Source organism: Ochrobactrum quorumnocens (genome assembly GCF_002278035.1).
GTDB classification, from domain to species: domain Bacteria; phylum Pseudomonadota; class Alphaproteobacteria; order Rhizobiales; family Rhizobiaceae; genus Brucella; species Brucella quorumnocens.
Map to the genome: position 1 here is coordinate 631,937 of NZ_CP022604.1, position 25,146 is coordinate 657,082.

Genomic DNA, 25,146 nt, shown 5'->3' on the forward strand with positions numbered 1-25,146 from the left:
CGCCCGGCCCATTTTGGGGCCGAGCGTAACGAATCAGCAAGTAGCAATATATGATTCGCGAATCAGGCGAGGGTTCGGTCCACGATGTCGCGAAGATCGGTCGACAGCTTAGGAGTTCCGGCGATGCGAGCCAGTGCAGCACGCGCATGTTCACGACGCGTATCTTCGAGTGAGCGCCATGAGCGCAAAGCAGTGAGAAGACGCGCTGCAAGCTGCGGGTTCTCCGGATCGATCGCGAGAATGATATCGGCGAAGAAACTATAAGCCGCACCATCCTTGCGATTGAACCCGGTTGGGTTGCTTGCAGAAAAAGCCCCGATCAGTGCACGTACCCGGTTTGGATTGTCGAACGAAAGGAGCTTGTGTTTAGTAAGCGCACGAACGGCATCAAGCGCTTTTTCGCCGGGGCGTGTTGCTTGCACGATAAACCACTTGTCCATTACTAACCCGTCGTCACCAAACCGCTTTTCAAATGATGCAAGAGCGCCCTGAGCTTCATGGCTGTCACCAAAGCGATGCACCAATACGCTGAGAGCGGCTGCGCGATCGGTCATGTTATCGCCGTCAGCAAACTGCTGGGCAGCGCGGGCAGGGGTGTTTTCGTGTCGGCTGAGATAGTCGAGAAGCACGTTGCGCAATGCGCGCTTGCCAGCTGACACGGCATCTGGCGAGAACGTTCCTTCCTGCTGCAAGCTTGCATAAAGCGATGCGAAATTGCCCGCATAAGCGGATACGATTGCCGTGATGAGGTGATCGCGGCTTGCGCGAATTGCATCAGGGTCAACATTGTGACCCATCTCACGCGCTATATCGCTTTCAGTCGGTAAGGTCAGACAAAGTGCTCGGAAGGCCGCATCAAGCGTTTCGTCGGAGGCAACGCGCCCTGCAAGTTCAATGATCCTGTTGTCAATTTCCGGTTCATGGCTGCCCCGCACACGTTTGGCACCGTCGAGCAGGGCTTGCGTGAAAATGCCAGTCAGGGCCTGCCAACGGGCGACAGGATCGCTGTCGTTCAATGCCAGGAATATACGGTCGTCCGCATCAAGCGGGGAGATCAGATTGATTGGCGCGGAGAAGCCACGTAGTAATGACGGGACGGGGCGCTCTTTGATGCCATGAAAGACGATGGTTTCCGACGCCCGATGCAGATGGATAACACCATCATGAGCATCTCCGCCCTCGACTGATGAGGGCAGAATATCTTTGCCGTTTGATCCCAGAAGGCCAAAGGCGATCGGAATATGCATTGGCTTCTTTGTTGGCTGCCCAGGAGTCGGTGCGAGCGATTGCGCAAACTCTATGGTGAAGGTTTCTTTTTCAGCATTAAAGTCGAAACTCGCTTCGACTTTGGGTGTTCCAGACTGATCGTACCAAAGCGAGAATTGTGAGAAATCCTGTCCAGAAACGTCAGCAAAAACTTTGATGAAGTCTTCAATGGTCGCCGCTTCTCCGTCATGGCGTTCGAAATAGAGGTCCATGCCTTTGCGGAACAGATCAGCGCCGATGATGGTGCGGATCATGCGCACCACTTCAGAACCTTTTTCATAGACGGTCGCCGTGTAGAAATTATTGATCTCGCTATATTCGCGCGGGCGAACCGGATGCGAGAGTGGGCCGCTATCTTCGGGAAATTGTTGGGCTTTGAGGATTTTCACTTCCGCGATGCGTTTCACAGGGCGCGAGCGCTCATCCGCAGAAAACTCGTGATCGCGATAAACCGTCAGGCCTTCCTTGAGGCACAGCTGGAACCAGTCGCGACACGTGATGCGATTGCCGGTCCAGTTATGAAAATACTCATGCGCAATAACCGCTTCAATGCCTGCATAATCAACGTCCGTTGCTGTATCGGAATCAGCCAGCACGTATTTATCGTTGAAGACATTGAGGCCTTTGTTTTCCATTGCTCCCATATTGAAGTCGGAAACTGCAACGATATTGAAGACGTCCAGATCGTATTCGCGACCAAATTTTTCCTCGTCCCAACGCATGGAACGCTTGAGTGCATCCATGGCGTAAAGCGCGCGATCCTGTTTGCCATGCTCGACATAAATAGCGAGATCGACTGGGCGTCCTGATTGCGTGGTGAAATGGTCTTTCACAACATCGAGCGAACCCGCGACAAGGGCAAAGAGATAGGACGGCTTCGGATGCGGGTCATGCCAGACGGCAAAATGCCGATCGGCATCGCTTGGCACAACACCGTGCTCAACGGGATTGCCATTCGCGAGCAAAATTGGGGCGGCTGTCTTCTTGGCGTCAATGCTTACCGTATAAACGGAAAGCACGTCCGGCCGGTCATAGTAAAAGGTGATGCGACGGAAACCCTCCGCTTCGCACTGTGTGCAATAGACGTCGCTCGACCGATAAAGCCCTGAGAGCTGGCGATTTGTCGTCGGATTAACTTCGGTGACGATCTCAAGCGTAAAACGGTCTGTATCGGGCAGGTCGGTGATTTCGAGCTGATCGGGCGTCACTGAATAGCCGTTGTCGCTAAGCGATGCTCCGTTCAGGCTCAAGCTGATCAACTTCAGCTCATCGCCGTCCAAAATAAGTGGCGTTCCTGCAGGCGTGCCCGCTCGGCGCTCGATGGTCAGTTGGGCGCGAACGATTGTCTTTTCCGGCTCAAGGATGAAGTCGAGTTTCGTTTCTGGAATAGCGTAAGGCGTTGGGCGATAGTCTTCGAGGCGGAATGTCTGACCAGTTTCAGTACGCATTGCGAAACTCTTCTTTGAAGCGCATCCCGAAAAGTGTGAAACGGTTTTCGGGCAAGATGCGCGTTGAAATAAATCATGAGAGCGCCGATCGGGGTCAATCAAATCGAAAGGCGCTCCAAGCACTTCGATGCAAGAGTCGTATCCGGCTTTTTAGCAAACGACAAGAAAAGCGAAGTTGCTCAATATTTTTTACATGCCGCTCTCTGCTTGGCTGGAACTTTATTACGAACAGGCCTATGGATAGCGCGATAACTGTAATTTCCCGCCATGCTCCATATCTCCCGATTAAGGAATTGCGTTGTGAAGTCCCTTCCGGACGCGGCCTCCGCAAATGTTCAGGTCAGCGAAACTATCGAGCCTGATCTACTTCAGAACAACCCGATGTTGGGGATCAGCCTTAAAGTCGCTTCTGTCGCTGTTTTTGTGGGCATGTCGACCTTGCTCAAAGCTGCTGAGGGCATTCCACTTGGTCAATTGATCTTCTTCCGTTCATTCTTCGCAGTACTGGCGATCCTTGTCTATTTCGCTCTGCGCGGGCAACTCTCCGGCATTCTTCAAACCCGTCACGGCTTCAGTCACTTCTGGCGCGGGATGGTTGGTGTGGGTGCGATGTCACTGAGCTTTTATGCCCTGACCAAGCTACCTTTGCCTGAAGCAATTGCAATCAATTACGCGTCTCCCCTAATTGCTGTGGTGCTGGGCGCTCTAATCCTGCATGAAGTCGTCCGGCTTTATCGCTGGAGTGCGGTGATTATCGGCCTTTTAGGCGTAATGATAATCATCTGGCCACGCATGACCTTATTTGCTGAAGGCAATGTCGGACATAACGAAGCCATGGGTGCGCTTGCGGCTCTTGGGGGGGCGGTCATGGCTGCTTTTGCGATGATGCTGGTGCGTCGCCTTGTGCAGACAGAGCGCACCTCGACAATCGTTATCTATTTCTCGATTTCCGCCAGTGTTATTGCGCTGGTCAGTGTTCCGTTCGGCTGGGTCATGCCGACCGGACCACAGCTCGCAATGCTGATTGGTGCGGGTATTGCTGGTGGTATCGCTCAAATCCTTCTGACCGAATGCTATCGGCATGCACCGATGAGCACGATTGCACCATTTGAATACACATCAATGCTGCTTGGCCTGGGGATAGGCTTTCTGTTTTTTGGTGATATTCCGACTTTTGAAATGCTCGTAGGCAGTGCCATTGTCATGGCAGCCGGCGGATATATCATCTACCGCGAGCATCAGCTGGCGATTGAACCACACAAGGCGAATACCCCCCAACAGTCACAGTAACCTCATGCTTGCCCCGGCGTTCCCTCAGCGCGCGGATCAAGCTGCATTGTTTCGGGTGTCGATTGACCATCGGGCGTATGGAACTTGAATTCAGTTTTCTGATCACTGATTGCAGGACGCTCGAACCGCCGAATACGCCAGAAGGCGTGTAATCCGTAGATAGCATAGGCAACGGCCATGGTCACGAAGAAGCCAGACGCGCCGATGAGATCCATCATAGGGCCTGAAATTGCCGGTCCAAGCACACTGCCGCAGCCATAGATTATCAGCAATCCGCCGGAGATTTTCACAAATTCATTGGCATCGGCGTAGTCATTGGCGTGCGCTACATTAAGACTGTAGATCGGGTAGAGCACAGAGCCGAAAAGAAACATCATGATGTAAAGCGCGTAAGGCGATGTTGGATGAATCAACAGCATGACAGCCGACAGGACAAACCCGATAACACCGGCTATGACCATCACAATTCGACGGTCTACGAGGTCAGAGGCACGACCGATTGGGTACTGAAAAATTGCGCCACCGATCATGGCGCAGGCAAGCATGGTCGCGATGCCAAAGGTTGTAAGCCCATTCATTTCGCCATAGATCGCAGCGAGAAAGCTCCATGTGCTAGCCACAATACCAGCAATGAAAGAGCCAATGGCGGCAGCCGGAGAGCGGCGATAGAGGCCTTTCAAATCGAGTGAAGCCTGAGTAAGCGGGTTTGGCGATTGCGCACTTGAAAGTGTGGTTGGCAGCAGGGCGCTTGCATAGATGATGGCGCAGACGATGAAGAGCGTAACGGTCGTCGCATCGCCAAATGGCAGGATATATTGTCCACACATCAGACCAAGCATGGTGATGATCATATAGAACGAGAAAATCTTGCCACGCGTTTCATTTGTAACGCGTTCATTCAGCCAGCTTTCGATAATCATGTAGGAGCCGGCAAGCGAGAAGCCTGCGATGCCGCGAAAGATCATCCAGGCATAAGGGCTTATGATCAGTGAATGCAGGAGCAGTGCAATGGAGAGGAGTGTCAGCAAGGCTGAAAACACGCGCACATGCCCGACGCGTCGCACCAGATGTGGGATCAGGATGCAGCCCATTGTGAAAGCCAGTGAATAGGAAGTTCCCATCCAACCTATAGTCGTGGTCGACCAGCCTTCGATCCCGCCACGGATGGGCAGGAGAATACCCGCAAGCCCACCTGCAAGCAGCATGAGAAATGTGCTTGCCAACAAGGCGGCAATGGGCAGGAGCTGTCCAGCCATGATGAACTCCACGAAGGGCTATATTGTCCACACGGACTATATTTAAAGAATACCTGTTACCGTCAGGCACCGTTCAAAATGCGAACTACTGCATGTTTGCGGCATGTTGGTGACAGTCTTGCTGCCGATGCCACCGAAATGAAGGAATATCAATCGCCTAATTCGGCGAGCTTCATTTTTACAGCGAGAAAATCACGCCAGGCAAAGCGCTTCTGTGCGGGCGTGCGCAGCAGATAAGCCGGATGCAGTGTTGGCATAACAGGAATTTCAATGCCTGAAGGCGTGCGATGCACTTTCCAGTTGCCGCGCAGGCGCAAAATACCTTCAGCCGCCCCCGTCAACGCCTTACCGGCAGGACCGCCCAGTGCGACCAGTATTTTCGGTGCCGCAAGTTCAATCTGTCGTTCAATAAATGGGCGGCACAATTCAGTTTCGACCGGCGTGGGTGTACGATTGCCCGGCGGACGCCATGGAATTGTGTTGGCGATATAGACATTCTCGCGCTTGAGACCAATGGCCTCGATCATTCGGTTGAGCAGCTGTCCGGATTTACCGACGAACGGTAGTCCTTCTATGTCCTCATCACGCCCCGGCGCTTCACCGACAAACATGATGTCTGACGATGGATCGCCGTCTGCAAAACAGAGGTTTTTTGCAGTGAACTTTAGATTGCAGCCATCAAATGCTGCGAGCTTTTCGCGCAGTTCTTCCAGCGTTGCAGCTTGGGAAGCTGCTTCACGGGCAAGCGCGATCTGCGCGCCGTCTGGAACGTCAGTTGCAGCCTGCACAGGGCGGCTTGTGGGTGAGGGGACTGCTGCTTGGCGCGGCTGCTGTTGTTGCGGACGCGCGCGGTCTGTTTGCGCCGTAGATCTGTCTTCCTGCGCTGGTGCCGACCGTGCCAGCTGACGCTGTGGTTCTGCAAAGCGATCGATTGGCGTGTCGGAAAGTGGCATGTCGACGCCCGCTTCCGCGTAAAAGCGAAGCAGACCTTCCATATCCAGTGTTTCCCGGTCATCGATCATGTTTTTACCTCACAGATTGAGGTGGCGAATTTTGACGTCGATTGCAAGAGCGTAGTGCATAATTCCGGTTTATAGAGTGATTAAAGCATGTCTCCCCAAAGTAGGAACCGGTTTTCGGATAAAGACATGCGTAGAAACCAACCTGCATGTCTCCCAAAACTGAGAGCTAATATTTTTATGAAGGGACGATGCGTTGCGTCACAATAGCCCACAACCAGACGGTTGGCCGTTTAAGAATTGACGTTTACGTTAAGGTCAATACTATGAAGGTAATTTTTGCAGTGATTTTGGACAATTGGACGCATATGCGACAGTCTTTAACTCTGCGAGAGGGTAAAGCAACTGGAGCGCATGCGGAATAGTAAGAAGCGTTTTCGGATATGATGCGCGTTAGAACAAAACGTTAGGGCGCGATCTGATGTATTCGGATTGAAAGCGTTTTAAGGGGAAACAAGGCCTGTCCGAATATGGTTTATCCCCATTCGCGATAGGTTCATGAGCAAAAACAATTGGATGCATTGCCCGCGCTGAAATAGTGAGGGGAAAATGTAAACCCGACGGAGGCACAAATGTCCGAAGCCCCAGCAATCGCGAGCCAGGAGCTTCCCGAGCGCGAGAGCATGGAATTTGATATTGTGATTGTTGGCGCAGGCCCTGCTGGCCTTGCTGCGGCTATCCGTTTCAAACAAATCAATCCCGAATTTTCAGTCGTCGTTCTTGAAAAGGGCGGGGAAGTCGGCGCTCATATTCTGTCAGGCGCAGTCGTCGATCCAAGTGGTATCGATCAACTGCTGCCGGGCTGGCGTGATGAAGAGGGACACCCGTTCAAAACACCAGTAACCGCAGATCATTTTCTGCTGCTCGGTCCTGCAGGCTCGGTGCGTCTACCGAATTTCGCCATGCCGCCATTGATGAACAATCATGGCAATTACATTGTGTCTCTTGGCAATGTCTGCCGTTGGCTTGGTACCAAGGCTGAAGAACTTGGCGTTGAAATCTATCCGGGCTTTGCGGCGACTGAAGTGCTTTATAATGATGAAGGCGCTGTGATTGGTGTCGCAACTGGCGACATGGGCATTGAACGCGATGGCACACACGGTCCGAACTATACGCGCGGCATGGCTCTGCTCGGCAAATATGTGCTGATCGGGGAAGGTGCGCGCGGTTCGCTTGCCAAGGAACTGATAGCGAAGTTCAAGCTTGATGAAGGTCGCGAGCCAGCAAAATTTGGTATCGGCCTCAAGGAACTTTGGCAGGTTGATCCATCCAAGCATAAGCCGGGTCTGGTGCAGCATTCGTTTGGCTGGCCGCTCGATATGAAGACCGGTGGCGGCTCATTCCTCTATCACCTCGAAGACAATATGGTTGCGGTCGGCTTCGTGCTGCATCTCAACTACAAGAACCCGTATCTGGCTCCGTTCGAAGAGTTTCAGCGTTTCAAGACACATCCAGCGATCCGGGATACTTTTGAGGGCGGCAAGCGGTTGTCCTATGGCGCTCGCGCCATTACTGAAGGTGGCTTCCAGTCGGTACCAAAGCTTTCCTTCCCGGGCGGCGCACTAATCGGCTGTTCGGCCGGTTTTGTGAACGTACCACGCATCAAAGGGAGCCATAATGCAGTCCTTTCGGGCATTCTTGCTGCCGATAAGATCGCAGAGGCTCTTGCCGCTGGTCGAGCCAATGATGAGCCGATCGAGATCGAAAACAGCTGGCGCGACAGTGCAATTGGCAAGGACCTCAAAAGAGTCCGCAACGTCAAGCCATTGTGGTCCAAGTTCGGAACGGTCGTGGGTGTGGCGCTCGGTGGCCTCGATATGTGGACCAACCAGCTTTTCGGATTTTCGTTCTTCGGTACGTTGAAGCATGGCAAGACCGACGCGCAGGCACTGGAACCGGCAGCGAAGCACAAAAAGATCACCTATCCAAAGCCGGATGGTGTGCTGACTTTTGACCGCCTCTCATCAGTGTTTCTGTCGAACACCAATCACGATGAAAACGAGCCTGTTCATCTGCAGGTCGCGGACGTGAAGCTGCAGCAGATATCTGAACACGACGTCTTTGCAGGACCATCGACACGCTACTGCCCGGCAGGTGTTTATGAGTGGGTTGATGCTGATGGCAATTCAGCGGCTGATCCGCAGGCCAAGGATGTTCGTTTTGTAATCAACGCGCAGAACTGCGTCCACTGCAAGACTTGCGATATTAAGGACCCGAACCAGAACATCAACTGGGTTCCGCCACAAGGCGGCGAGGGACCGGTTTACGTAAACATGTAATGTTCACGGGAAAGCAGAGTTAACAAAAGGCGGTTTTAAACCGCCTTTTTTATTGGAGCATAACTGATTGGGTTTCTGGTTCGTCTTCATCTTGTCGTTGAGGCAAGGGAACTGAAAACTCTAGCCTTACTGGCAGGTGATCGGAACCAGCTTCTTCGCGTGAAGCGGCGACAGGGGCTTCGATGTCAGGACTCACCAAAATCTGATCAATTGGCAGGCCAATGAAAGATGCGAGTTTTACAGGCAGACTTTGGGGCATCCATGTGCCACCAATACCGGTGATGGCTTTTGTACTCGACGCTTTTTCGATGCGATAGACTGCATTACTCCACGGCGTAGCATTGAAATCACCGGCAATGATTGAAGGACCGGTGATCTTTTGCAGTTCCGGCACCAGCGCATTGATGACAGTCGCCTGACTAAAAGGCCATGGCAGGACCGAGTGATAAGCTGCGACATTGACCCTTGTGCCGCTGAAATCGATGGAAGTCATGGCAAGGCGGTCATCGCCAAGACAGGTCTGCTCGCTACCTTCGCTGAAGGGGCGGCGTGACAGAATGCCGACACCCATATTGCTTCCGTCTTTGTGACATTCAAAATGATAAGGGTAGGTGCCCTTCAGAATGTCGATCCACGTGGCCCAGTCTGAACCAGCTTCCTGATAGGTGATGACGTCAGGCTTTTCCTGCGCGATCATTTGCAACACGCGCTTTGGCTCAGGATTATTGTAGCGCAGATTGATCTGAACCAGACTATAGCGCGCACCTGCCACAGGAACATTAGCCTGTGCAGAGGTTGATCCATCAAGCAAATTGCGTGCCGCACCAAGTGTCGTGCTGAATGCAAGGATCGCAAACAACAGGATCATTGCACCTTCGCGCCGCATCATTGTGAACAAAAGCGGGATTGCGAGCAATGCCATCAAAATTCCAAGATATGGACGGAAATGAGCGAATGAATCAAGCGCGGGATGCGCTGATCCGAGAAAGCCAAGCACAAGTGGAACTGACACGAGAACAGCGGTGATTAGCAGAAAAAGTGAAAGGTTTTCGCGGCGTTTTGACATGATACGCGTCTAGTCGCTGATTACGGCGCCATGATGGAGAGAGGGTAGTATGTATTCGCGAAAAACATACTACCCCACTCACCTATTGCCCTACTGACTTATTTTTATTGGAAGGCTGTCTCGTAGAAGCTTCTGAGCTTGCGTGAATGCAGTCTCTCATCCGGCATTGCCGCGATCTTTTCCATCGCGCGAATACCGATCTGCAAATGCTGAGCGACCTGACGCTTATAGAATTCTGTCGCCATGCCCGGCAGTTTCAGTTCGCCATGGAGCGGTTTGTCGGAAACGCAGAGAAGTGTGCCGTAAGGAACGCGGAAGCGGAAGCCGTTGGCGGCAATCGTGGCCGATTCCATATCCAGCGCAACCGCACGCGCTTGCGAAAGACGCTGAACCGGACCGCGCTGATCGCGAAGTTCCCAATTCCGGTTATCGATTGTCGCGACCGTGCCGGTGCGCATAATGCGCTTGAGATCATAGCCTTCAAGACCGGTGATTTCTTCGACAGCTTCTTCAAGTGCTACCTGAATTTCGGCAAGCGCTGGCAGAGGAACCCATGCAGGAAGGTCGTCGTCAAGGACGTGATCTTCGCGCATATAAGCATGCGCCAGCACATAATCACCAAGCTGCTGACTGTTGCGCAGACCTGCGCAATGACCCAGCATTAGCCATGCGTGTGGACGCAGCACCGCGATGTGGTCTGTGATGGTCTTGGCATTGGAAGGGCCGACGCCAATATTGACCATTGTAATACCGGAATGATCAGCGCGTTGCAGATGATAAGCTGGCATCTGCGGCATGCGTTGTAGTGGAATTCCGCTGCTGGGCGACGATTCACCTGCGCGCGTTATCGCATTGCCGGGCTCGACAAAGCTTTCATATCCACCGCCGCCTTCTGCCATAAGCCTACGGGCATAATCACAAAACTCATCCATGTAGAACTGGTAGTTGGTGAACAGGACGAAATTCTGGAAATGCTTGGGGCTTGTCGCCGTGTAGTGCGCAAGGCGGTGCAGCGAGTAGTCCACGCGCTGCGCGGTGAAAGGTGCCAGCGGCATTGGTTCACCGGGAATCGGATCGAAATCTGCATTGACGATCTTGTCGTCGGTTGCCGCCAGATCCGGTACATCGAACAGATCGCGCAACGGATGCGTGAAGGCATTGGCAACCGATGCCTCGACATAAGTACCTTCAATGAAAGCAAAATGAATAGGAATTGGAGTGGCCGATTCCCGAACCGTGACTGCTACGCCATGATTGCGCATCAGAAGGCGGATTTGTTCGTTGAGATAATGATCGAAGAGATCTGGCCGCGTGATCGTGGCCGAATAGTCTCCCGGTGTGGTCACATGACCGAAAGCGAGACGCGTATCCACGTGGGCAAAGCTGGAAGTAGATAGGCAGATTTCAGGATAAAATGCGCGATAGCGTTGCGGGCGAACTTCACCCCGTGCAAGTTGCTCAAAAGCCTTGCGCAGAAATTCGGTATTGCGGTCATAAAGCTTGCGCAGCGCGGCAACCGCCGCGCCTGCATCGGTAAAAACTTCCGGCTCCACAAAGGGAGGGGTTTTGATATCAGGGATGAAAGTTTGTTCGATTCGCTGTGTCATGGCTTAGTATAGCAAACTCCATGACAGTCGCATGTCCCTGTTTACGCACTTCTTTGCAGGCTTACATAAAGCACGAGGCCGGCCCCGCTCATATGTGCTTTCTGGCCGATTTGCGTATAAGCGAATGTTGCAGCAGGCCCAGTGAATACGGCAGTGAACAGCAGAACGCGAAATGCAATTCTTACGGAGATACGAAAGCGGGACATCATAATTGTTGGCCTCCGCTCATATGCTTGAGTTGCATCGCTGTAATGGGGGCAACGACTGGCTGATCACGATAAACGTCATATTTTCGATCAACAAAAAGGCCAGCAATGATCGCAATCCCCGCGATCATCAGACAGACTATTGTAACGCGCCACAGCAGCATGGTTCCCCCGACTATCGAAATTGTTCGTTCTACGGGTTTGAGTTTACGGGTCTCACCTGAACTGCTCCTGAGAGCCGCATTCATCCGGCGTTCAAAAATATTGATGTTTCATTAACTTGATCGCTTCGCTCTTGTGCCGGGCTACACGGAGCCTATGTTAGCCCGCATCGGAAATGCGGACAAAGCCAAGAAAGCGGGAGACAGATACCCATGGCTGAACAGACAAAACCCATTGAGCTTTACTATTGGCCTACACCGAACGGCTTCAAGATTAGCATTATGCTGGAGGAGCTTGGTGTTCCTTATGAAGTCAAATATGTGAATATCGGCAAAGGTGATCAGTTTCAGCCGGATTTTCTCAAAATTGCGCCGAATAATCGTATGCCAGCCATAATTGATCCTGAAGGCCCGGGCGGCGAGCCAATTTCGGTGTTTGAATCGGGTGCCATTCTGCAATATCTCGGTCGAAAGTTCGGCAAGTTTTATCCGACCGATGAACGCAAGCGTGTGGCCGTCGATGAATGGCTGATGTGGCAGATGGGCGGACTGGGGCCGATGTCGGGGCAGGCCGGACATTTCCGTGTCTATGCGCCGGAAAAGGTGCAGTACGGTATTGATCGCTACACCAATGAGGTTAATCGCCTCTATGGCGTCCTGAACCGTCAGCTTGAAGGTAAGGAATATATTACAGGCGAATATTCTATTGCTGACATGGCGAGTATCGGCTGGATCAATGCTTACAAGAATTATGATCAGAATCTGGAAGATTTCCCAAACCTCAAGCGCTGGCATGAAACGATGAACACGCGTCCGGCTGTGCAGCGTGGCCTTGTGGTCGGCAAAGAAGAGCGAGAAAAGTCTAATCTGGCAAATGACAAGGAAGCTCAGAAAATCCTGTTCGGCCAGAAGGCTCGCTAAATAGCGGTTTCTACAGCGCATCCCGAACGGCCTCTCGGTTCAGATGCGCGGAAAAATAATAAAGCACCGATCTGCTTCTGTCAGATCGGTGCTTTAATTGCTGCTCTCATGCATTGCTTATTGGCGTGTCAGGCTTTCGCTCTTGCAGATCAATCCGCCCATAACGCATCCGGATAGCGATAGCGTGTTGCCTTTAACGCTGGCCTTGCCGGTATAGGTCTTGCCTTCATCAAGCTTGTTGACTTCGCCCTTATAGGTGCCGTCTTTACCGGACATCGAGCCGATTGACTTGCCCTTATACTCACCGGTCTGCACGGTGCCGCAGTATTTGCCGCCACCACATGCAGCGTAGCTGATGATCGTGCCGTTTGGACGCTTCCATGTGCCTACAATTGCCTCATCGGCAAATGCTGGAGCAGACAGACCCGCCGTCAATGCAACAGCTGCAGTCATTCCCATAATAAAATTGCGGATCATGCATTCCTCCCAAAATGCCACAAGGTTTCAGGCCTTGCAGAATACTTACGCAAACGTAAACGTAATCGAGTTTTGGTCGGAGCGGAAGAGGGATAATTTGCGTGCTCGAATTCGCTGATAGCAATGTTTCCAGAATGCATCGCCAAAAGTGTGAAGCGGCTTTGAAGCCAAATACGGGGTAAATAAAAGCTAGAACATCGATCTCATTCATTCAGTTCTGAACACGCTTTGGCCCATCAATCTGCACCATGGTTATCATCTGGTTTCCAAGCGAGAAGGTGAAAAACATCCCTATTTCCGAAAAACGCTGTAATTCAGATGGTTTGGATGTTTAACGAATTCCCAAGTTTACTCCTTGTTGGGATTTCGTTGTCCCCTTGTTAAGCATCTGTTTTAACGCGCATTTTAATCCTGTCGCTTATCTTAAAGACCATGAACGGAACGACAGATCCGACAGTTCCAAGACGGTGAAAGCCAGTCTCGGAAACAAAGAGCGGACGGTTCTCGGGATTTAACAGGGACAAAGAAAAATGACACAGTTTCAGAGCGTTACGCAGCACGACAAAGCAGGTTCCCAGGATCGCATTCTGCTGGAGATGGGTTTGAAATACGCTATCGGTCGTGACTGTGAAATCGATGTGGTCGAAGCGCATAAGTGGCTCAACATCGCAGCCATTCGTGGTAATCAGAAAGCTGAGCGCATGCGCAATCAGGTGGCGGCGACTATGAGCAAGACAGAGCTTGCTGCAGCTCTTCGCGGTGCGCGCGAATGGATGACTGCGCACTAAGATTGCTTGATTACTGACAAAAAAGCCGCCTCATCAGGCGGCTTTTTTATTAGCTAATACCGAGATAACGCCCCGGCTTATGGTTAATCGCGATGATGGCGTTCATCGCTATCGCACCCACCAGTGAAAGCAGCATGTTTTCAAGAGGGATGAAAAACAGCGATCCAAACATGATGAGGACATCGAGTTCAAGCTGAAACCAGCCAGCACGAATGCCGTAGGCATCCTGCAGATAAAGGGCGAGAATGTTGACGCCACCAACACCGGAGCGGTGACGGAACAATGCCAATACCCCCATTCCCATCAAGGTTCCCCCCATTAGTGCTGCGAAGAGCGGGTTGATCGAACTGAAATCGACACATAACGGAATGACTTTTGCGAAGAACGACATCAGCGCGACTGCGATGAATGTCCTGATCGTGAATGGCCAGCCCATACGCTTTGCTGCAAAATAATAAAATGGCAAATTAATCAGAAAATAAAGCAGGCCAAATCCGATGCCGGTGGCATACTGGATCAAAAGGGCGATGCCAGCGGTGCTACCCGTCATCAGCGTCGCTTGACTATAGAGCGTAATGCCCAGCGCAATGAAGGAAGTGCCAATCAGCATGGCGATCGCGTCTTCGTAAAGACGGTGACGATCGAAACCCATTGCGCTGGTAACATCAGCAAGCGGGGAGGCGCTATCTGCGATATCGGCCACGTTTAACTCCAGAGCTGCGAAAACCGGTAATCCGGACAAGATTGCACAAATGGCTCGAACTAAAGTTCCGCCATCTGAGTGCATGTAAATTCGCGCTGTACTGATGGGCGAGTGCTCCACGCGCCAGCGTCAAGTCTTGGGAGACATCGCAGATATAGCATTCAGAGAACATGCCCGCACTGCTTGAAATATTGTTATTTTAGGTGGGGCTTTGTTGATTTCACGCAATTCCTAAGCGTCAATTTTTTAAGAATATTTCGTGTTGTGCTTTAACAAGAAAACGCTTCACATCGCCCGGCGTGCGCAAATGATATTTTTGCAGGTGGGAAGAAGCCTCTTCAACAAACGAAAGCGCCCGAATACGGCCATTTTTACGATAATTGGCGACAAACTTGAAAAATTCCCAATCAAAGCGTTCTGCACAGCCTTCAGCCATATCCGGACGCGACCGGCCGTAATGGCCAAACGTTCGCCTTATGATTCGCCAGAGCCGTCGCGGCGTCGAAATATCGAGAAATATGAGCATATCGGCACGTGATGCGCGGTGCGCCATTGTTTCGCTGTGATTGCCTTCGAATATCCATTCATCGCGATCAGCAACCTCGTTCGTAAGACGGCCGATCTCGTTGCGCGGGCGCATAACCCAGTTGGCTTCCCAGTAAATGGTGTCGATGTGAATCACAGGTAGACCACTGATTTTTCCGAGCATGCTTGCAAGGGTAGACTTCCCCGAGCCAGCGCCGCCAATGATCATGATCCGTTGTGTCACTTGGATGTCCCCGCATTTTAACTCTGTTCCAATAAAGACAGGACAAGAGTTTGGAACTACTATATATTTACTTTGTGTCATTCAAATTTACGTAACGTCTAAAGAATGACAGTTAGAAATTTTGTATTGTAGACAGTGGTAATATTAAGCAACTGATTGACAGTCAACTTGCCTGGCATCAAGCTAGTCGGTGGATGCGAAACTTTAAAAGGTATAAAGACCGGCAAAGCAGACTGATGTTTTGATTGTCGCGATAAGCGATCTGCGAATGAACCAAAAAAGCATTTCCGGCAAAACTGCGCGGCAATTTTGCGTAAGGATAATGCGTAGAGACGGAACGGTTAGGACGTTTCAATCTTAACTGAGCCGTTCTGGAGTGCATCCCGAAAAGTGTGAAACGGTTTTCGGATAAGATGCGCATTGAAGCAAAGAGTTGAGGCGCGCAGATCTGAAAAATCAGATCGAAATGCGCTCAAGAGCAACGAATTCAATAGTCCGTATCCGACAGGGAGCGACGAGATGTCTATTCGTACCATCACAGCCTTGGCTGGCACAGCAATCATTTTGAGCGCATCTGCCTTTGTTTTTTCATCACCGGCAAGTGCGCTGACTATGAAAGAATGTAGTGCGAAGTATCAGGCGGCCAAAGATGCTGGAACACTGGGCGATGCTAAGTGGAATGATTTCCGCAAGACGCAATGCGGTGACGATGCCGCAGCCACTCCAGCGGCACCTGCAGCGCCAGCGAAGAAAGCGGCAGCACCAGCTAAAAATGCAGCCGCACCAGCAGCGGATGATGGGGCGAAGAGCCTCACAATGAAGCAGTGCAGCGCCAAGTATCAGGCAGCTAAAGATGCCGGTACCGATGGTGGCACGAAATGGAATGATTTCCGCAAATCGGAATGTGGCCCAGGCGCTGATCCAGTTGCTCTGACCACCGACGGTAATTCGGAACCTGCGGCACCAACCGCAGCCGCACCACGCGGCGTGAAGTTTCCGACAGCAGTTTCGTCGAAGTTTTCTAGCGAATCTCCAGGCAAGGCCCGCATGCATACCTGCCTTGAGCAGTATCATGCAGCCAAGGATGCAAATGCATTGGGCGGTCTGAAGTGGGTTCAGAAGGGCGGCGGTTACTACAGCCTTTGCAACGCACGGCTAAAGGGCAACTCGTAATTTCGGAGCGTTTCCTGTTAAATGAAATGACGGAAACCGCGTTCTGCTTAAAAATTTTAAATCTGGGACGGCTTATAAGTCGGCTTGAACTTACACCGTTTTAGAGAGAAGGGGCCTTGCAGATCTGCAAGGCCCCTTCTTCTTTTAGAGCGCCGTTGCCGTAACGTTTAAACTAAGTAGCAGTGTTCCTGCGAAGTGAGACGGTTTCAGGCTCTCTTGAACCAGCTACTGATGCCAACCACAAGCCAGCCCAAAATCATCAAACTTCCCCCAGTAGGGGCTGCCATTGGAAAAAGTCGGTTGCCTGTCATGTCTCGCATGAACAGATCACCGCAGAATAGCACCAGTCCAGCCACTAATAACGCACCACCAATATTCGCAATACGGCTGTTAGGAACAATCAATGACAACACCAGAAGGGCGGGAGCGTGGCCGATAAGCAGCGGCGCTATCGCACCTAAATGATTCTCACCTCCATGCGCCGCACCCGCATACGCAGCTATTGCGAGAGCACCACAAAGGCCGGCAAGTGTACCAAACAGAACATTGCGAGGTTGGGTATTGTGTTGATCAGACATTGGGTTCTCCGCAGTTAGGCGATGTTCAGGGCTTTTCGGGCGTCAGCAATTGCTTCAGGCACTGCTGCTTCAAATATGTCCATCTGCTTATCGATGCCAACGCTCACACGAATGCAACGATCCAGCACCGGAGCACCGGGTTTGCGGACAAAAATATCGCGCTCAATTAGCCCATTGAGAATGGCAGTTGCGAAAGTTCCATCATGCCCGCAATCAATAGTGACGAAATTTGTAGCTGAGGGGATGGGCTTCAACCCGTGACGCGTCGCAACAATTGCGATTCGATCTCGTCCAGCATGGATTTTATTGACCACACCACGCAAATAATTCTGATCTTTCAACGCCGCGATTGCTGCAGCTTGGGCAATCCGATTAACGGCAAAATGATCGCGAACCTTGTCGAAAGACTTGATCGCATCGGCGCAGCCCAGAACATAGCCAACTCGAATCCCTGCAAGTCCATATGCTTTTGAGAAAGTGCGCATGCGCAGAATGTTCGGGCGATCCAGTTCAAAGGCTGGGAATGCAGATGCGGGGCCAGTTTCGCAATAGGCCTCATCGAGAATAAGCATTGTGGTTTCTGGAATGCGTTCAATAAACGTCTGAATATCCGACCCGTCGTGCCAAGTTCCCATGGGATTATCTGGGTTGGCGATGTAAAGCAGCGCCGGATTTTCCTTACGCGCTTTTTCGATCAATGCGTCTAGGTCAGGCCTATCCTGATTATATGGGACCGTCAGCAATGTTCCGCCGAAACCTGCGACGTGATAGTTGAATGTCGGATAGCCGCCAAGCGAGTTGATGACTTTGTCGCCTTGCTGAACATATTGCCTCACCACAAGACCAAGTAAAGCGTCGACGCCTGCACCTGGCATGACATTTTCGGCTTTTACATTGTGATGAGCTGCAATTGCATGACGCAGTGCATAGTTCTCCGGATCACCATACTTCCATACTTCGGAAGCCTCTTGTCGCATGGCTTCTATGACAGAGGGAGCAGGGCCGAAGCTGCTTTCATTTGCGCCTATACGAGCCGAAAAAGGCTTGCAACGCTGAAGTTCGAGCGTTTCTGGGCCAACAAAAGGGACAGTGGAGGGGAGGCTTTCAACAAGCGGCGTAAGACGAGGCGATACCATAGTGTTTCCGGTCAACTTGGTCTGTTGGGACAGAGCAGCAGAATGGTAACAGCGATGCGATCTCACCGACTGGTTCAGTGCCCCGGCACCCGATAAAGGATCAGACAGGCATAGCAACTTGTGACAAGCCTTGCCACATCGCTTATTCGAAATTTATGATTACGCGTCGCACGATCTCTATCTGCATCAAATGCAAAAACGGCTCACCTGTATTCATCTCAAAGACAAGATCGCAGCATTTGTAAAAATTTGCGGAGGGAGTTAGCGTTTAGCTGATCGTTTAAAGCGGTTCCAGTTAAGATTAAATGGTCGGAACCGTTGTAAATATTTGTTTTTACGTATTACCCTTGCGAAAGCCGCTTCACACTTTTTGCTGTGAGTGCTTTCAAGAACATCTCTAACGCTAGAGACGGTTCTCAAGCCGAACGTATGTCGTATCGAAATATTACGGCGCGAGTATCTGTTGCAATGGTTCAATGTCGGTGGCGCGCAGCTGTTCTGCGCAGAAATTACTCGACTGCCTGTCATCAAGAACTGTGCGAGTTCTCATCGTCAATCACCAGTCGAACGACGCCTTCGTGCCCGGAGAAAAACGTGCTCATGTTTTGCTCGTGATGCTCCATAGGTCAGCAATCGAGGTTTCCACCAAACCGACATAGTCCATTATTCATGTATCGATGGCACATGAATACACATAACTTAACATAGCATCGTTACTTGATTTCGCGCATATGTCGCGAAACCCTCTCTTTGGGAGATTTACCTTAGCGAATCTCCAGAACCTTGACGCAGGAATCGAGATCATGTGTGGCAAGGTGGGCGTAACGCATTGTCATCTGCAGAGTCTGGTGACCGAGCCACATCTGCACACGCCGTATATCTATGCCGCCGCGAACGAGACGCGACGCGCATGTATGGCGCAGAATATGTGGAACGACTTGGTCATCAGTGCCAAGTCCTACCTCGATTTTCGCATCATTCCATATTTGGCGGAACCGCACCTGATTGAGCATGGAGAAGGGCCCCTTCAGCCGCTCATGCGCAATTTCAGTAGATTTTCGTGCGCGTTTAGTCAGTGGAACAGTGCGACTGCGGTTTGACTTGGTCAGCCAGAATGTAACGCGATGCTCCTGAATATCATTCCAGGTGAGGCCAATTGCTTCGCCAAGACGGCAGCCGCTGTCGACAAGGAAAACCGACAGGCGGTAGCTATCCTCGCAACGCGATTTGACAGCAGCAAATAAGCGCTTCTCTTCTTCATGTTCGAGAAAACGGATGCGTCCCGCCCGCTCTTTCTGTCGGACAAACTCCGGCAGACTGTAAACGTCCCCCATTTTGTGCGCCTTTCGCAGCAGCTTGCTCAGCGCAGCCATCTTTCTATTGATGGTTGCATTGCTGTTGCCGCGCTCACGAAGCGAACCTATGACGGAGTCGAGCATTTCTTGATCGAAACCCGAAAAGCGAATGCCTTTCAAAATTTCGTCGATCTCACCAAGGAACGATTTCACATTATACTTGTGTGAGCCATCATCCCAAAGGATGTTGATATACTTTCCGGCTAATTCTGCCAAAGAAAACTGCTCTACGAGCCGGTGCTTCAGGCTTTTTACGGATGTATATTCAAGGTTGTAATCGATAACCGGCGAATAACCTTCGCCTCCATCGATCCTCGTGCCCCCAACGACGATCATAGCAAGTCCCCCACTTTTTTATGGGAAGCATGCATAAAGAAATAATTCATCGAGTACAAGATAAGTGAGCTAACTTTATGTGGAGACATGTTTCGATCCTTAATTAGAACCCGGTGCCCCCCATTTGTTCGTCCCCGCAACTCCCTCAATTCAAGTTCTGCCGAGATCCCCATCTCGAAAGAACCTATGTTCACGCTTTCGTGAACGCTTCCCCAAATGACTGACGCCAACGGCTTCCCGTTGGCGTCCGATGCTTATGCGTAGTTCTGATTAGAACGAACGCTGGAAGCGGATGATGCCGCCGAACGCATCTTTGTTTTCGATAACGCCAACCTGACGGAGTGGGTGGTCGCTATCCCAACGGGTGTAATTGATTTCTGGCGTGATGGTGAAACCAGGAACCAGCTCGTAAGCAACGTTTGCTGCGATTGCAGTCTTGCCCCAATCTTCGTAAGCGCCCTGAAGGTTGAAGGTTGCCTTATCGGTAGCCTTGAACTTCGCGCCGCCCCATACAGCCCAATCACCGCCCCAGTTGCCGTACATGCCGATCGGAGCTTCGTAAGAAGAGTAGCCGCCCTGTACCCAGACCGAGAACTGGTCAGTTACATTTACGTCCAAACGAACCTTACCAGCCCATTCTTCGAGATTGGAATCATAGGCAGCAACAGCTGCGATCGAACCCCAACCCTGTGCATACTTAAGACCACCGACAACGTGCGGCATGTAGTCTTCAATACGGTTATCGAATAGTGCAGTTTCGATAATGCCGTCACCATCAAAATCACCGTCTGTCTGGTAGCCGTCGCCGCCCTGTTCGAGCGACAGAACTGCCGAGAAGCCGTTGCCACCGGTGAAGGTATAGCTGATCAGGTTAGTGCGGTAGACGCCAGCAGCAACCACGTCATCGTTGATGATGTCGCCGAGGTAGCCGGTGAAGGTGTGGAATGCCGATTCATCGAGGCCGAGACGCAGACCACCGAGCTGAATGTAAGCAAAGTTCAGTGTGTGGCTGCCCTGATCGCCGTTCGTGAAGTTGAAGCGGTTTTCAGTGTAGGTCTTAAGGGTGCCGAGTTCGGTTTCCGAAGCAGTCGACGTGCGGAGCGTAAAGCGTGTGTTCTTGCTCCAGGTCTTTGCATCAACGCTTGAGTAAGGATCACGGCCAGCAGCTGCGTCGTAACGAACATAACCATGGATGCGCAGGCAGGTTTCGGTGCCTGGGATGTAGAAGTAGCCAGCGCCGTAAGCATCGCAAACGCGGACATATTCAACGGCTTCTGGCTCTGGCGCGACGATTGCGTCTGCGGCCTGAGCGCCGGTAGCTGCAACGAGAGCTGCAGCGGAGCCGAGAAGAAGGCTCTTGATGTTCATTTCTGACCTCCAGTCAAGAATCGACCGCGATCAAAAAAGGGAAATAAATACAATACCTTGATTGATTTCAGGTTTCTGAATCAGAAAATGACAAGAATCGGCCAAGCCTCAAAACGGAGGTTTCATGCGCTGTTAGGCGGACAATGGTAAGCTATTCTAAGGGAAAAACACTGCCTGGAGGGTCAAAGGTCGCCGGTTTGGCGATGGCGGAGAGGATGGGATTCGAACCCACGAGACCCTTATGAGGTCTACTCCCTTAGCAGGGGAGCGCCTTCGACCACTCGGCCACCTCTCCGGTAAAGGCGAGATAGCCGGTACGCTTCATCATTTCAAGCGATTTGCGCAGCTTACCGTAAAATTCCCAGCATAATTTCACCTTTTATATATAGGCGCGTGTGAATAAGCCGGAATTACGGGCTTTTGCCCTCATCTGAAACAACGGGCACACTCCGTGTCCAGAAAGAGATTCGGATGATTTTTAGCTGTCGCAGGATTTATCGCGCTTATTAAGTGGGGACGGATGCCATATTTGGCTCAGTAGCAGCAGGATTCGGGCGCCAATCTGTGCGTAAGAGTCAAAAAATACATGTTTTCAATCATTAAGACCCGTTAATTGGCGTTTACAAACATTAACAAAACCTAAAATCCACCCTCCAAAGGGGGCAATTTCGTGTCATTTCTGCAACAACCGTCCCTCATAGAGGCTCCAGAAAGGTTGGGAGTGATATTCGATGTTGAAACGAAAAAGTTGGCGAGTATCTTCACATCCAGAAGAAGGAGCGCTTCGGGGCGACTTTTTCATCAGGGGATGGGGACAGGTTGTCCTTCAGCCAAATCAGAATGCCCAGACCCATTTTTAACTTTGACTGGAGGTCAGAAATGAACATCAAGAGCCTTCTCCTCGGCTCCGCTGCAGCTCTGGTTGCAGCTTCCGGCGCTCAGGCTGCCGACGCAATCGTCGCACCAGAGCCAGAAGCAGTTGAATATGTCCGCGTTTGCGATGCTTACGGCGCTGGCTACTTCTACATCCCAGGCACCGAAACCTGCCTGCGCGTATCGGGCTATGTTCGTTACGACGTTGCTGGTGGCGATGACGTTTACGCTCGTAGTGACCGGATTGCACGCGATGCAGACGGCAACTCGCTTACTTTCGGCGGCAAGAACCGTGATACCTACGCTCAGAAGGCACGTTTCACGCTTCGTTTCTCGACTGCTTCGGAAACCGAACTCGGTACCCTCAAGACCTTTGCTGAAACTCGTTACGACTGGAACGATGGCAACAACGGTTCTTCGGGCGATCTTCGTTACGCATACATCCAGCTCGGCGGCCTGCGCCTCGGTCTCGATGAGTCGAACTTCGTAACCTTCACTGGTTACCTCGGCGACGTCATCAACGATGACGTGATCCTTGCTGGCGGTTACCGCACCAACGCAATCAGCTACACTTTCACTGGCGGCAACGGCTTCTCGGCTGTAATCGCTCTTGAACAGGGTAACGACAAAGACGTTGATTTCAACGGCGTTATCGATGACTACACACCACACGTTGTTGGTGGCCTGAAGTACGCTCAGGGCTGGGGCTCGATCGCAGCTGTTGGTGCATACGACGCAGTTAACGAAGAATGGGCCGGTAAGGTTCGTTTGGACGTAAACGTAACTGACCAGTTCTCGGTTTGGGTACAGGGCGGCTACAAGTCGAACGACGACAGCTACTATTATGCTTACACCGATGCAAACGGTCGCTTTAAGGGCGTTCGTGCAATCGACAGCTTCTACGGCACCTGGGGTGGCGATTGGGCTGTTTGGGGTGGCGCGAAGTTCAAGGCAACCGACAAGGCTACCTTTAACCTTCAGCTCGCTTACGAAGACGCAAAGACCTTCGCAGCTACTGCAAACGTAGCTTACGAACTGGTTCCAGGCTTCACCATTACTCCAGAAGTTTCCTACACCAAGTGGGACGACAAGAATTCTGTCCTCGACGGTCAGGACGCTTGGCAGGGTATGGTTCGCTTCCAGCGTTCGTTCTAATCCTTACGGATTGGTTACAGGAAACCCGGCAGCATGGCTGCCGGGTTTTTTGTTGTCTGCGATTTTCAAAACGATTCCGCTAAGATGGAAACGTTGGAACAATCAGTTGTTTCCACCCATAATCCTACGCAAAGTCGGCTTCCACTTTTGTGGGAATTACTCAAAATTCAGCATAAGTCTTGCTTTTTGAGACATGACGGTTTCTCTGGTGGCATCGATAAAGACGGATCTATTTAGTTGGAGAAGCGGACTTATGTTGAAGTGGTTTTGGCCAGGTGTGACATGGACTGCGGCGCTAACTTCATTGGCGCTATGGTTTGGTGCAGGCCGGGTCGAAGCCGATATAGCTGAACGCACGGGGCAGGCGCTCGCGCCTTATGCCTGGACTACCTTTGATGTCGATGGCCGTGATGTGATCTTAAAAGGCATGGCTCCAGACCCAGAATCGCGGAAGGTCGCGGTTAAGTCTGTACAACAGGTCAATGGCGTCGGCGATTTTTCCGATCTGACAACCATTCTTCAGGCAGCAACTCCATACGTTTTTAAACTAACCAAAAGCGGGGAGGGCATCGTTCTCTCCGGGTTCATTCCCGACAATGCGATGCGTGATTCGATCATGAGTGCAGCTGAAACGGCAGGACAAGGCCGATTGGTTGACGATGAAATGGCGCTCGCACGCGGCGCTCAGCCCGAGTTCGAGGATCGTGTGCACTTCGTGATCGATCTAGCCAAGAAATTTTCCGAGGCTGAAATCGAAATCTCAGAAGCGACATTCTCGGTCAAGGGGGCTGCACTCAACGATGCGACGTATAGTGAGTTGAATGCTGTTCTGAATGCGCCTTTACCCCATGGGCTGCAATTATCGAGCTCCAATATTACAAAGCCTTGATATCATTTTGCCAATAAGCGGCCTCATCCCCCGTTTCTTCTCTTTATCCAATTGACACCGGGCGCTTCGCTGCCTTTCCTGTATATATTGACAGGTGCTTCGGATTGAATAGCAGGCGGATTCCATATGCTTTATCTTGCGGAGATGTTTTGGCCAGTTCTTTTGCTTTCGGCGATGATTGGTGTGGCAGTGGGTTGGCTTACCGCTGCCAAGTGAACAAGAACGGACAGATTTCTGGTGGTCCCTGGGGGGACTTGCCAATGGGTGCGGGGTTTTTGATTTGCCGCTGTGGCCATCGTGGCCGCACGCAAGTGCGTAGAGTATGAGGGAACCTACATGCCGATGTTGATCATTCAACTGGCGATTCTTATTGCAGTTGCTTTTGTAATTGGCTGCGTTTTGGGACGCCTTATCAGAGGCAAGAAAGCTGCGGACACCGATAAGGAAAACACCATTATCGCGGCAGCGCTTTCAAAGCCCGCGGTCGACGAAAATCCAGAGCCGGTCGCGTCGACCAAAGCCGTCGTGGCGGAAGAGCCTTTGAAAGATAAGTTCAAAGTAGTGGCGGAAGCGGTCGAAGAACCTATGCCACAGGCAAAAACAGAAGAGCTCGAATCCGATCCAGAATCTATAGAAGAGGTTCTGGTTGAAGAGCCGGTCGCGGAATTCCAAGATCCTGATCGTCCAGAGCTGCTTGATACGCCTTTGCGCGGAAAGCCGGACGATCTGACTGCAATCCACGGTATTGGCAAGGCAGTGGAAGGAATGCTGCAAAAGCTCGGCGTATTTCATTATGCGCAGATAGCCCAGTGGAATATGGAAGAATCTGCTTGGATTGAACGCCATATTGGATTTTCCGGACGTGTTGCTCGCGAAAACTGGACTGTTCAAGCAAGCAAACTTACCGAGGCCACACAGCGCGCAGTGCCCAAGAAGAACGCAAAGCCAAAGAAAGCTGCTTCGAAATCGAAGGCTCCAACTCGCACCAAAAAAACGCAGGCTTAGAATAAGCCTACTGCTACTTCCA

Annotated in this window: 21 protein-coding genes and 1 tRNA gene; 8 read left to right on the forward strand and 14 right to left on the reverse strand. The window is 51.5% G+C overall.

Going from position 1 to position 25,146, the window contains the following annotated elements; all coding sequences use genetic code 11:
* Positions 1 to 62: 62 nt before the first annotated feature.
* Positions 63 to 2,714 carry an aminopeptidase N gene (pepN, locus tag CES85_RS12490; RefSeq protein ID WP_095446287.1) on the reverse strand — a complete coding sequence of 884 codons (2,652 nt, stop codon included), beginning with the start codon at positions 2,712 to 2,714 and terminating at the stop codon, positions 63 to 65.
* Between the two features lie 381 nt (positions 2,715 to 3,095).
* Here pepN and CES85_RS12495 point away from each other — a divergent pair, with 381 nt between their 5' ends.
* Entirely contained in the window at positions 3,096 to 4,004 is a 909-nt protein-coding gene (locus CES85_RS12495; RefSeq protein WP_095447862.1) for a DMT family transporter, read from the forward strand.
* Between the two features lie 2 nt (positions 4,005 to 4,006).
* On the opposite strand, the gene CES85_RS12500 is transcribed toward CES85_RS12495, so the two are convergent.
* Positions 4,007 to 5,260, reverse strand: a complete 1,254-nt coding sequence (locus tag CES85_RS12500) for an MFS transporter (protein WP_095446288.1) — start codon at positions 5,258 to 5,260, stop codon at positions 4,007 to 4,009.
* 149 nt (positions 5,261 to 5,409) lie between these two features.
* The gene (locus tag CES85_RS12505; protein WP_095446289.1) at positions 5,410 to 6,282 is read right to left on the reverse strand and encodes a uracil-DNA glycosylase; all 873 of its coding nucleotides are present in this window, start codon (positions 6,280 to 6,282) and stop codon (positions 5,410 to 5,412) included.
* A 569-nt stretch (positions 6,283 to 6,851) separates the two neighbouring features.
* On the opposite strand from CES85_RS12505, the gene CES85_RS12510 reads away from it, so the two are divergent.
* Entirely contained in the window at positions 6,852 to 8,558 is a 1,707-nt protein-coding gene (locus CES85_RS12510) for an electron transfer flavoprotein-ubiquinone oxidoreductase (RefSeq protein ID WP_095446290.1), read from the forward strand.
* A 49-nt stretch (positions 8,559 to 8,607) separates the two neighbouring features.
* Here CES85_RS12510 and CES85_RS12515 read toward each other — a convergent pair whose 3' ends face one another.
* The 3 genes from CES85_RS12515 to CES85_RS27420 all read right to left on the reverse strand — a co-directional run bounded on the left by CES85_RS12515 (position 8,608) and on the right by CES85_RS27420 (position 11,440).
* Positions 8,608 to 9,624: an endonuclease/exonuclease/phosphatase family protein gene (locus tag CES85_RS12515; protein ID WP_095446291.1), complete on the reverse strand. Its 1,017-nt coding sequence runs from the start codon at positions 9,622 to 9,624 to the stop codon at positions 8,608 to 8,610.
* Between the two features lie 104 nt (positions 9,625 to 9,728).
* Positions 9,729 to 11,231 (reverse strand): AMP nucleosidase, encoded by a 1,503-nt coding sequence (locus tag CES85_RS12520; RefSeq protein WP_095446292.1) that lies wholly within the window; start codon positions 11,229 to 11,231, stop codon positions 9,729 to 9,731.
* A gap of 41 nt (positions 11,232 to 11,272) precedes the next feature.
* Positions 11,273 to 11,440, reverse strand: a complete 168-nt coding sequence (locus CES85_RS27420) for a hypothetical protein (RefSeq protein WP_167388290.1) — start codon at positions 11,438 to 11,440, stop codon at positions 11,273 to 11,275.
* A 371-nt stretch (positions 11,441 to 11,811) separates the two neighbouring features.
* On the opposite strand from CES85_RS27420, the gene CES85_RS12530 reads away from it, so the two are divergent.
* A complete protein-coding gene (locus CES85_RS12530; RefSeq protein WP_095446294.1) occupies positions 11,812 to 12,519 on the forward strand; it encodes a glutathione S-transferase N-terminal domain-containing protein in 708 nt (235 codons plus the stop codon).
* Positions 12,520 to 12,636: 117 nt separating this feature from the next.
* Here the strand turns inward: CES85_RS12530 and CES85_RS12535 are convergent, their stop codons facing one another.
* Complete coding sequence (locus CES85_RS12535; protein WP_095446295.1) at positions 12,637 to 12,996, reverse strand: DUF2147 domain-containing protein; 360 nt, start codon at positions 12,994 to 12,996, stop codon at positions 12,637 to 12,639.
* A 530-nt stretch (positions 12,997 to 13,526) separates the two neighbouring features.
* Between CES85_RS12535 and CES85_RS12540 the strand changes: the two genes are divergently transcribed.
* Positions 13,527 to 13,784, forward strand: coding sequence for a sel1 repeat family protein (locus tag CES85_RS12540; RefSeq protein WP_024897309.1), 258 nt, complete (start codon positions 13,527 to 13,529; stop codon positions 13,782 to 13,784).
* Positions 13,785 to 13,833: 49 nt separating this feature from the next.
* Here CES85_RS12540 and CES85_RS12545 read toward each other — a convergent pair whose 3' ends face one another.
* Together CES85_RS12545 and CES85_RS12550 are read right to left on the reverse strand one after the other, a co-directional pair.
* Entirely contained in the window at positions 13,834 to 14,487 is a 654-nt protein-coding gene (locus CES85_RS12545) for a YitT family protein (RefSeq protein ID WP_095446296.1), read from the reverse strand.
* A 238-nt stretch (positions 14,488 to 14,725) separates the two neighbouring features.
* A complete protein-coding gene (locus tag CES85_RS12550; RefSeq protein ID WP_244923280.1) occupies positions 14,726 to 15,337 on the reverse strand; it encodes a P-loop NTPase family protein in 612 nt (203 codons plus the stop codon).
* Positions 15,338 to 15,775: 438 nt separating this feature from the next.
* On the opposite strand from CES85_RS12550, the gene CES85_RS12555 reads away from it, so the two are divergent.
* Complete coding sequence (locus CES85_RS12555) at positions 15,776 to 16,429, forward strand: antifreeze protein (RefSeq protein ID WP_095446298.1); 654 nt, start codon at positions 15,776 to 15,778, stop codon at positions 16,427 to 16,429.
* A gap of 206 nt (positions 16,430 to 16,635) precedes the next feature.
* Here CES85_RS12555 and CES85_RS12560 read toward each other — a convergent pair whose 3' ends face one another.
* From CES85_RS12560 to CES85_RS12580, 5 genes are all read right to left on the reverse strand, one after another.
* Positions 16,636 to 17,007, reverse strand: a complete 372-nt coding sequence (locus CES85_RS12560; RefSeq protein WP_095446299.1) for a DUF423 domain-containing protein — start codon at positions 17,005 to 17,007, stop codon at positions 16,636 to 16,638.
* 14 nt (positions 17,008 to 17,021) lie between these two features.
* Positions 17,022 to 18,143 carry a pyridoxal phosphate-dependent aminotransferase gene (locus tag CES85_RS12565; protein WP_095446300.1) on the reverse strand — a complete coding sequence of 374 codons (1,122 nt, stop codon included), beginning with the start codon at positions 18,141 to 18,143 and terminating at the stop codon, positions 17,022 to 17,024.
* 764 nt (positions 18,144 to 18,907) lie between these two features.
* On the reverse strand, positions 18,908 to 19,834 hold the full coding sequence (locus CES85_RS12570; RefSeq protein WP_095446301.1) for a tyrosine-type recombinase/integrase: 927 nt from the start codon (positions 19,832 to 19,834) through the stop codon (positions 18,908 to 18,910).
* Positions 19,835 to 20,104: 270 nt separating this feature from the next.
* A complete protein-coding gene (locus CES85_RS12575; protein ID WP_095446302.1) occupies positions 20,105 to 21,202 on the reverse strand; it encodes a porin in 1,098 nt (365 codons plus the stop codon).
* A gap of 204 nt (positions 21,203 to 21,406) precedes the next feature.
* Positions 21,407 to 21,497: transfer RNA gene (locus CES85_RS12580), tRNA-Ser, on the reverse strand.
* Positions 21,498 to 22,081: 584 nt separating this feature from the next.
* Between CES85_RS12580 and CES85_RS12585 the strand changes: the two genes are divergently transcribed.
* The 3 genes from CES85_RS12585 to CES85_RS12595 all read left to right on the forward strand — a co-directional run bounded on the left by CES85_RS12585 (position 22,082) and on the right by CES85_RS12595 (position 25,124).
* A complete protein-coding gene (locus CES85_RS12585; protein ID WP_095446303.1) occupies positions 22,082 to 23,230 on the forward strand; it encodes a porin in 1,149 nt (382 codons plus the stop codon).
* A gap of 253 nt (positions 23,231 to 23,483) precedes the next feature.
* The gene (locus CES85_RS12590) at positions 23,484 to 24,119 is read left to right on the forward strand and encodes a BON domain-containing protein (RefSeq protein ID WP_095446304.1); all 636 of its coding nucleotides are present in this window, start codon (positions 23,484 to 23,486) and stop codon (positions 24,117 to 24,119) included.
* A gap of 336 nt (positions 24,120 to 24,455) precedes the next feature.
* A complete protein-coding gene (locus tag CES85_RS12595; protein ID WP_095446305.1) occupies positions 24,456 to 25,124 on the forward strand; it encodes a helix-hairpin-helix domain-containing protein in 669 nt (222 codons plus the stop codon).
* The last annotated feature ends 22 nt before the right edge of the window (positions 25,125 to 25,146 follow it).